The sequence below is a fragment of the Mycobacterium sp. TH-M103 genome, from assembly GCF_057473785.1.
On sequence record NZ_JBYCLG010000283.1, the window covers coordinates 1 to 8,249 of the forward strand.

An 8,249-nucleotide genomic window follows, 5' to 3' on the forward strand; every position below is an offset into this window, starting at 1 on the left:
CAATGGTTCACGGTCAAGCCCGGCGTGTCGATGTCCTTGGCCAGCCGACTGACAGGTGATCCTGAGTCAAGGGGGTAGATTCCCGACTTGTAACAAACCCGAGGTCGAGTGGGACCGCTTCGTCGACGCGTGCGACCTACTGCGGAGCGCCGGTACCAAATCGGCGTGAAATCTGGCCGCGACGCATCGGTGCATCATGATGCAGTGATGCTAGGGTGGGGCGTGCGCACCACCATCGATCTGCCCGACGACCTGCACAGACAGGCGTTGGCGATTGCGCGGGACACTCGACGTACGTTGAGTCAGACCGTCGCCGACCTCGTTCGGCGCGGCCTCGCCTCCGGTGACACGGCCGCGATCTCCACAGACCCCAGGACCGGATTGCCGGTGGTGAGCGTGGGGACCGTCGTGACCTCCGAGGACGTGCGCTCGTTGGAGGACGAGGGGTGACGGTGCTGCTCGACGCGAATGTGCTCATCGCGCTGGTCGTCGCGGAGCATGTGCACCATGACGCCGCCGCGGACTGGCTGGCGGAATCCGACGCGGGATTCGCCACCTGCCCGATCACCCAGGGCAGCCTTGTCAGATTCCTGGTGCGGGCCGGGCAATCCGCGGCAGCGGCGCGGGATGTCGTCAGTGCGGTCACAGCATCGAAACGTCACGAGTTCTGGCCCGACAGTGTGTCTTTCGCCGACGTCGAGGTCGGTGGTGTGGTCGGCCACCGGCAGGTGACGGATGCCTACCTCGCTCAGCTCGCGCGAAGCCGCAACGGGCGGCTGGCGACCCTCGACAGTGGCTTGGCGCACCTGCACAACGATGTCGCGGTGCTGATCCAGCTGGAAGCCTGATGTCCAAAATCGGTCGGCGCCGCCGGCTCCATCAGAGCGCGTGGTATAGAAATTCTCCCCCCGGCAGGTACCCTTCTACCATGGGGCTGAATGTCAAGAACGAGCACACCGTCGCGTTGGTGCGCGAGCTCGCCACGAGGACCGGTCTGACCCAGACGGGCGCGATCACCGAGGCCGTGCGCTCGAAGCTGGCCGAGTTGGACCGCGATCACGACGCCCTCGGCACCCATCGACGCGGCGATGCGCGGCGGGCGAAGGCGCGCCGACTGCTCGACGAGTTGCACGGCTCGCTCACCGATGCGGAGCGCGTGCGGCTCAGGGAGGCGGAGGGGCAGCTTTACGACGGCGCCGGCCTGCCTTCGTGATCGTCGACACGTCGGCGGTCGTTGCGGTCGTGCTCGGCGAAACAGACGGCGAGCAGCTTGCCGAGATGCTCTTGGACGCAACGGCACCCAAGATGTCGGCGGCGACCTTGGTAGAAGTCAACGCCGTCTTGACCCGTCGGCTGCGTCCCGAGGATCAACGGAGGGTGGAGCGCTTATTCGCGGTGTGGGAGATCGACCTGGTGCCGTTCGATGCCGAGCAGGCCGAGATCGCAAGCAGGGCCTATCGCGATTTCGGGCGAGGCAGCGGCCACCCGGCGGCACTGAACCTGGGCGACTGCTACTCCTATGCGCTCGCTGAGGTGACCGGCGAACCCTTGCTGTATGTGGGTGACGATTTCGTCCACACCGACGTCACGGCCGCCTATCGGCGATAACGACTGCCGGCGGTGTGCAGCAGTTCCGCTGGCCCAGGCGGCGTAGCGCATGCTGCGCCAAGAACGTTGGCCGTCAATTCGCCTCGGCACGTAGCACTTCGGCCGCGGCGTCCTCTCCGGAGCGGATCGCGCCGTCGATGTAGCCGTTCCAGATCGTGGCGGTCTCGGTGCCCGCCCAGTGGATGCGCCCCACCGGGGCGCGCAACGCCGGGCCGAACCCCGTCCAGGCGCCGGGCGGCATCACCGCGGCGTAGCAGCCGCGGGTGAACGGTTCGGTCGACCAGTCCTTGTCGAGGTAGCGCAGCGGTCGCGCGGCCCGCGGGCCGAACAGCCGGGTGAAGGCGCCGACCACGACGTCGCGGCGCTCCTCGGGGGAAGCGGGGGAGAGCCGGCGCGCCTCGCGGCCGTCGAGGAACCCGAGCAGCACACCGGGTGACCCGCTGGGTGGGCTGTTGTCGAAGACGGCGCTGACGGGGCCCTCGGTGCTGATCGCCTGACCGCTGAGACCGTCGCGGCGCCAGAAGGGTTCGTCGTAGACGGTCATGCATTTGATGACCGAGCCCATGGGCATGCGCTGGGTGAGCTGGTCGCGGGCGGCGGGCAGCGCCGGCGCGTAGTCGATGCGGCCGGCCAGGGTGGGAGGCACGGCCACGATCACCCGGCGTGCGCGCAGATCGTCGCCACCGTCGGCGACGACGGTGACGCCCTCGTCGTCATGGAGGATGCGGCGCACCGGGCGCCCGAGCAGCACGCGCTCACCGAGTTCGCGGGCCAGCCGCTCGGCGAGCAGGTAGGTGCCGCCGACGACGCGGTCCTGCTGGGCGCCGCCGCTGGTGCCGATCAGGTCGTCGAGGCCGCCGGCGGAATGGATGTAGAACAGCACGTGCAGCAGCGACACGTCGTGCGGCTCGCACGCCCAGACGACCTTGAGGGCCGAGCGCAACAGGCGGCGCGCGTCGCGGGTTAAGACGTTGCGGGACAACCAGGTTGCGAACGTCATCGCGTCGCGGTGCTCGGCGCGGGGATCGGTCCAGGGCGCATCCAGTGCGACGCCCTTGGCCATGCGGTCCAGACGCACTTGCGCCTGCCCGAAGTCCGCCAGCACGAGCGGGTTGATCACGGGGATGTCGCCGCGGTAGCGGGTCAGTCGGCCGCCGCGGCGCTCGAGAAGACGCTGGCCCTGGTCGTAGGTCGGGTGCAGCGCCAGGCCCAGCCGCTGCGCCAGGGCGCGGGCGCGATGCTGGGTCGGGCCCAGCCACTGCCCGCCCACCTCGACCACCTGCGTCGGGTCGGCCGGGTCCAGCGCCTCGTTGAGGACGCGGCCACCGACCCTGTCGCGGCCCTCCAGAACCAGCACCGAGTTGCCGGCGGCGATCAGCCGGTCCGCGGCGGACAGGCCGGCCATGCCCGCGCCGACGACGATCACATCAGCGTCTGTAGTCATCGCGGGCTTCCTTGTTTACCGGTGGTGGTGTCCAGCTTGCCCGTGTTCGGGTCGGCGGGGAACGCCTGGATTGGCATCATCGGCGATCTGCAGATCCGGCCGCGGCGTCGAGCGCGTCATAGGCGGCGTCGAGGCGTTGTCGTCGGCGGCGGTTGGTTTCGTGGTTGGCTTCGGCGGCCATGGCGTCGATCAGGTCGTCGAGTTGTTCGTCGGTGACGGTGAGGATCGCGTCGCCGCCGTGGACGCGTATCCCGAACACCAGCCGTTCGAGTTCGGTTTCCAGGAGACACAATTCGCGCAGCGCGGCGGCCACTTCGTGGGGGACGACGATCTGGTGCAGGGTGCCGACGAGGGCCGGTCGTCGGCGGCGCAGATCGAAGTGGGATTCCTCCCAGCTGCTGATCACGCCGTCGTCGCCGCAGGCGCTGCAGCGCCAGTCGATCGGTGAGCCCGGCTCGCCCCGGTGCACGATGAGCCGACCGGGACAGCGGCGGTTGGCAGGTCGACGCCGACACGGCAGCGCGCTCTCCCAGGCGATCCGGGCGTCACCCGCCGTCGCCGCTCGCACGATGGCACTCAGGTGCTCGGCCAGTCGGCGGGCCGGCCCCGGCGCGTCGGGGGGCATGTCGAGGAAGTGCTGCAGGTCGGTCACGTACATTTCCGCGACGCTAACCGACGAGGGTTTCGTGGGGATGATCAGTTGTCCCTGGCGATGCCGATGGTCCGGTTGCCGGCGCGTTGCACCGGACCAGAAAGTTCGCCGGGCACGCAATCATGCTTATGCGGGCCAGATTTCGGCGAGCATGGCGGCGCGGGGGAGCAGGGATCGTGCCGAAGCTCCGACGGTCCACGCGCGCCCGTCGGTGTCGTCGATCAGGTCGAGCCCGCTCATGATCAGGGACTCCTGGGCGATCGCGACCTGCACATCGACCTCGCTGATGGGTTGCCCGGCGCGTTGCCAGCCTCGCCCGAGCAGCTCATAGACCCGCGCGGCGAGCTGTCGGTGGCCGAGGGGCCCGTGCGCGGCCAGTGCGCCGATCGTCAGTTCGGTGATCTCGGTGCCAAAGGTGTTGGGGCTGAAATTCGACCGGAGCCGGCGGACCACGTCGAGATCGTCGCCGGCCGCGCGGGTGGGGGCGAGCACGCCGTGGCGCAGCCGCAGCAGCCCCACTCGGCGCAGGAGCCCGTGCAGCGCTGCCAGCGGTGGCAGGTCGTCCTCGATGGCGGCGGGCCGACCCAGCGGGTACCAGCGCGGCCGGTGCTCTTGCATGCTGCGCACGATCGTCCTCGGCAGCCGCCCGCCCGGGGTGAGCCGAACCCCGTCGGCAACGAGATCAAGCAGTAGTCGCACACTTTCGGGCACCTCACCGACCGCTTGGCGCACCCGCAGGTCGGTGGCCGCCCGGTCGAAGGGACGCAGCCGGTTGCCGACCCAGCCGCGCATGTGCTCGTGCTCGGGGTGGGCCGGGTCGGCGAGGACGTCGAGCAGTTCGGCGTAACCGCCCGGGCCGCCGCAGTCTTCGGGCGGGCAGGCGCCGTGCCCGTCGACGCAGCCCGGTGCCGGGCCGCCGCGGCCGAGCACCTCGACGTCGTGGGTCCAGCCGTCGCCGAAGTCGTAGAGGTATTCGAACCGGGCGCCGAGGTCGGCCAGGCGTGCGCCGGCCTCGTCACGTTCGTCGTCCGGCCAGACGTCCGCGCCGGGAATGTCCATCCCGTAGGTCGCGTCCGGCCCGACGAACTGGTGCAGGTGCGAGTCGGTCCACCCGATCGCGGCCTGCAGCACCTCGTGCAGCTCGGGCAGTGTCGCCGAGGCGGGCACGTCGATCACCCGGGTCACCGCCGGCTCGACATTGCACAGCACCACCCGAAGGCGGGCGGTCTTCACCGCTGTGGTTCCGCGTCGACGAGCGAGAGTGCGGCGCAACACTTCTTGTACTTGCGCCCCGACCCGCACCAGCACGGCTCGTTGCGGCCCGGCGGCCACGCGACCACACCCGGATCGCCGGCCGCCGCCAGGTGTGCGGCATAGGTGGCCCGGGCTTCCGCACCGGGTTGCTCTCCGTGTTCGGCGCACCACGCGGTGAACGGCGCCACCCGCACCGGCGCGACCGTCAACGCGCCCATGCCCGACTGCGCGAGCTCGACGAGCCGTTGCTGCATCGCCCGGCAGTACAGCGCGTGCGGCCGCGGGCCATCCGGGCCGGCCACCGGAGCGCCGGTGGCCAGTTCCGGCCACAACTGCAGCGCCTTTTCGTAGTCGCCGGCGGGCAGCCACGCCAACGCCACCGTATATCCCGGATCGGATGGGTGCTCCGGCGTCGGCTCCTCCGGGACAGAGGGCGCGGGCTGCGTCGCGCGGAGAAACTCGGCTGCTCGCTCCTGCAGCGCGTCGGCGGGCCGGCCGAGGTTGTCCAGGCTTTGTTGCCGTAGATCGCTGAGCTGGTCGACCAGCCGCTCGGGATCGTCGGTGCGCAGCGCCAGTTGCAGGCCCTGGGTCAGCCAGGCCAGCGCCGCCTCGTGGTCGCCGGCATGGGCGTATTCGAGCCCGGCGTTGTTGTAGAGCCACACGTCGTCGGGCGTGTCCGCGAGCACCGCGGACCAGATCGGTTCGGCCTCGGCGACCCGGCCCGCGCGCATCAGGATCTCCGCGCGCAGACACCGCGGGTCCGGGCTCGACCTGACGCCCGCGCCGACGGCCGCGTCCGCGGCGACCAGCGCGTCCTCGCCCCGCCCCTGTGTCTCGTATTCCATCGCCAGCTGGTAATACAGGTCGGGCAGGTCCAGGGCGTCGGCGACCCTCGGATCCTCGCGGCACGGCTTTACCGCGCGTTTCAGCACTGCGGCATACCGGGCCGAATCCCTCGGTTGAGCGCTGGCCGCCGCGTCCAACTCACGTTCCAGCCGATCCACCAAACTGGCCATGGCTTGCATCCTCTCGCATTGCTCCGGCAGGCACCAGCGTGGGGCGCACAATGGCCGGATTGCGCTGAGCCCCTTGGCGCTTCGCTAGTGTTGCCGCACACGGAATCCGGCGCCGCGCAGCTCGGGGCCGATTGTTTCCCGGATGACGAGGTAAACCTCACCCGCCACAGCCGTCACTGCAAGTTGGGGGTGGGTGTTTCTGCCCGCCTCGCAGCGACAACGCGTCGATGTCCTGTCGGCGGTGAGGAAGTTTTCGCGGTCCGGGCGGGCCATGATGTTGTATTCGACGGTCCGGCGGCTGGGATTCGTTGACGAGCCCCGCCCGTTGCGCTCTGAAGCGCGCAGGCCGCCAGCAGGCGCGCTCTTCGGCCCAGCTTTGAATTAGCTTGGTAGGGGTCATCACCGGATAGGAGCTATGGGCGACTAACCGTCACCTTCGGTAGACAGTCGTCCCTTCGGGCCCGAGCACGCTGCTGATCATCTTCGCGAAGCAGTGGTCCCCATCGAGCCCCTGTGCATCGCACCACCCGTTGGCTTGTTCGGGGGTGGGCATGGGCACTGCGACAATCGTGACCCACCAGTCCGGAGAGCTGAACGTTGTCCAGTCACCTGACCAGACCAGCCGCGCCGCAGAGAATCGCTGACGTAAGACAAGGTGGTCACGCAGGATATCCGCGTGGCTCCATGTGATGCCTTCAGTGACCAGACCCGGACGCTTGGAGCTCAGTTGCGGTAACCACCAGTGCTGAAGAGTACCCACAACGGGTCGATCGGCGTCAGCCAGCGCGTGCAGGCCGAAGAGGGCAGCCGATTCGGGACTTCCGAATTGCGGCGATGCTGGCTTGCTGGCGGTCAAGCCGGTCTCGCCGGGTGCGTCGGACCCGGACCCCTGCGTCGCGGCCCCTTTGTAGCGAGCGTTCATCGCGAGCGCTTTGGACAACGAACGTGGCGTCACCCAATACATTCCGGCCGGAAAGATCAAGGTTCGCGTAACTGTCTGGCCTGCTGGTATGGGCACTGAGTGCGCGGACATGTCGAAGGTACCGGCGGCGACGTCGTGCACGCCGTCAACCACGTTGACCTCCATTGCGGAGTTCGAGATGACATCCTCGGTACCACACGATGATGCGATCGTGGTGGTGATCGCGAGCCCCGCCCGGATGATGTCGACGGACTCGGCGTGCAGGATGGGCGGCGAGGTGCACGGGGCCTGCGTAACGGGTGGCGCAGCGACCGAGGGCGGTTTGGTGGCCGGAGTCGTTGGCACGGTGCTTTGGTCGCGGGTAACGAAGTATGTGACTGCCGTGGTCACAGCGGCGATCACAACGAAGACAGCGCCAATGATCAGCCACCCGACGGCTGAAGGGCGAAACCGTCGGGACGCCGACGTGGTTGGCGCCTCCAGCGTGACACCGGCAGCCGAAATTGTGCCGATCCGGGCACCGCACTCTCCGCAGAACTGGTAGTGCCATGGGTTGAGGTGCCCGTTCGGGCACGAGAGCATTGGTATGGCAGGCGATTCAACCCCAGTACTTGGGTAGTCGATCGCCGTGTTTTCTCGGTTTTCCGGGTCAATTCGCATCGCGCCCGGCCTTCTTGCGCTGTGTGGTTGGTCCCAGCCATCCCGGCCGTCGTGGCTGCTGTTATGAGCGTCGTCCCCAGCACTTGACGCCGGCAGGGCCTTTCGGCCCCAATATGTTCGCCTAACTACCTCGGTTCAACACCGGGTCGTAGGCGCGGTGCGCATCGTCGGTAGCGCTCGGGTCAGCTCGGACACGGGTATGGCCAACGTCCACCCGCTCGAGTACTCGACCGCAAAGACAAGGCCGTCGACTTCGGCATGCTGATCCAGCAGCGGTCCGCCCGAATTACCCGGATCAGCTTCCGCCCGGGTGCGTATGACGCGCCCCGGCACCTCGTACTTGCTTCCGTCGACCTCATCGACGACCCTCCCACTGGTCACCCGTACCCGGCCGCCTCGCGGGAACCCGACAACCCACGCATCGTCGCCCGGGGCCGGATCTGAACCAAGTCGGAGCGGGGCAACGTGAGTGGGTCGCACCTGCAGCACGGCGGCGTCAATGCTGGAACTGACGCGAACCCCGTCAACGGCGAGGGTGTGGTTGTCCGCGGTTTCGACACTGATGTCGTGGGTGTCGGCGACGACGTGGCGGTTGGTTGAGGTGTTTCTGACTTTGCGATAGACATTCGCGTTTGATCAGACAACATCGTCGGGATCCTGTATGGGTTGAGTGTGCCTTTGCTGGCGGTGCCA

Annotated in this window: 9 protein-coding genes and 1 pseudogene; 4 read left to right on the forward strand and 6 right to left on the reverse strand. The window is 68.5% G+C overall.

Going from position 1 to position 8,249, the window contains the following annotated elements; translation table 11 throughout:
- Nucleotides 1-222: 222 nt before the first annotated feature.
- From AC2VOR_RS16080 to AC2VOR_RS16095, 4 genes are all read left to right on the forward strand, one after another.
- The gene (locus tag AC2VOR_RS16080) at nucleotides 223-450 is read left to right on the forward strand and encodes an antitoxin (RefSeq protein WP_369741530.1); all 228 of its coding nucleotides are present in this window, start codon (nucleotides 223-225) and stop codon (nucleotides 448-450) included.
- Nucleotides 447-848, forward strand: coding sequence for a TA system VapC family ribonuclease toxin (locus AC2VOR_RS16085; protein ID WP_369738168.1), 402 nt, complete (start codon nucleotides 447-449; stop codon nucleotides 846-848). Before AC2VOR_RS16080 ends, AC2VOR_RS16085 begins: the two co-directional genes overlap by 4 nt.
- A gap of 80 nt (nucleotides 849-928) precedes the next feature.
- Entirely contained in the window at nucleotides 929-1,213 is a 285-nt protein-coding gene (locus AC2VOR_RS16090) for a type II toxin-antitoxin system VapB family antitoxin (protein ID WP_369738169.1), read from the forward strand.
- Entirely contained in the window at nucleotides 1,210-1,608 is a 399-nt protein-coding gene (locus AC2VOR_RS16095; RefSeq protein WP_369738170.1) for a type II toxin-antitoxin system VapC family toxin, read from the forward strand. The genes AC2VOR_RS16090 and AC2VOR_RS16095 overlap by 4 nt, the downstream gene beginning before the upstream one ends.
- Nucleotides 1,609-1,681: 73 nt before the next feature.
- Here the strand turns inward: AC2VOR_RS16095 and AC2VOR_RS16100 are convergent, their stop codons facing one another.
- From AC2VOR_RS16100 to AC2VOR_RS16125, 6 genes and pseudogenes are all read right to left on the reverse strand, one after another.
- A complete protein-coding gene (locus tag AC2VOR_RS16100) occupies nucleotides 1,682-3,052 on the reverse strand; it encodes a flavin monoamine oxidase family protein (RefSeq protein ID WP_369738171.1) in 1,371 nt (456 codons plus the stop codon).
- A gap of 76 nt (nucleotides 3,053-3,128) precedes the next feature.
- Nucleotides 3,129-3,710, reverse strand: coding sequence for a hypothetical protein (locus AC2VOR_RS16105; protein WP_369738172.1), 582 nt, complete (start codon nucleotides 3,708-3,710; stop codon nucleotides 3,129-3,131).
- 120 nt (nucleotides 3,711-3,830) lie between these two features.
- Nucleotides 3,831-4,937 (reverse strand): plasmid pRiA4b ORF-3 family protein, encoded by a 1,107-nt coding sequence (locus tag AC2VOR_RS16110; RefSeq protein ID WP_369738173.1) that lies wholly within the window; start codon nucleotides 4,935-4,937, stop codon nucleotides 3,831-3,833.
- Nucleotides 4,934-5,437, reverse strand: coding sequence for an SEC-C metal-binding domain-containing protein (locus tag AC2VOR_RS16115; protein WP_369741531.1), 504 nt, complete (start codon nucleotides 5,435-5,437; stop codon nucleotides 4,934-4,936). Before AC2VOR_RS16115 ends, AC2VOR_RS16110 begins: the two co-directional genes overlap by 4 nt.
- A 967-nt stretch (nucleotides 5,438-6,404) precedes the next feature.
- Nucleotides 6,405-7,556 (reverse strand): hypothetical protein, encoded by a 1,152-nt coding sequence (locus AC2VOR_RS16120; RefSeq protein WP_486964110.1) that lies wholly within the window; start codon nucleotides 7,554-7,556, stop codon nucleotides 6,405-6,407.
- A gap of 135 nt (nucleotides 7,557-7,691) precedes the next feature.
- Nucleotides 7,692-8,174: pseudogene (locus tag AC2VOR_RS16125) on the reverse strand (trypsin-like peptidase domain-containing protein); the annotation flags it as partial.
- Between the last annotated feature and the right edge of the window lie 75 nt (nucleotides 8,175-8,249).

What these genes read in the sequence shown, in the direction of transcription:
- AC2VOR_RS16100 (WP_369738171.1), bottom strand. Translation starts at nt 3,052, where the DNA reads ATGACTACAGACGCTGATGTGATCGTCGTCGGCGCGGGCATGGCCGGC.
- AC2VOR_RS16105 (WP_369738172.1), bottom strand. Translation starts at nt 3,710, where the DNA reads ATGTACGTGACCGACCTGCAGCACTTCCTCGACATGCCCCCCGACGCG.
- AC2VOR_RS16090 (WP_369738169.1), top strand. Translation starts at nt 929, where the DNA reads ATGGGGCTGAATGTCAAGAACGAGCACACCGTCGCGTTGGTGCGCGAG.
- AC2VOR_RS16120 (WP_486964110.1), bottom strand. Translation starts at nt 7,556, where the DNA reads ATGCGAATTGACCCGGAAAACCGAGAAAACACGGCGATCGACTACCCA.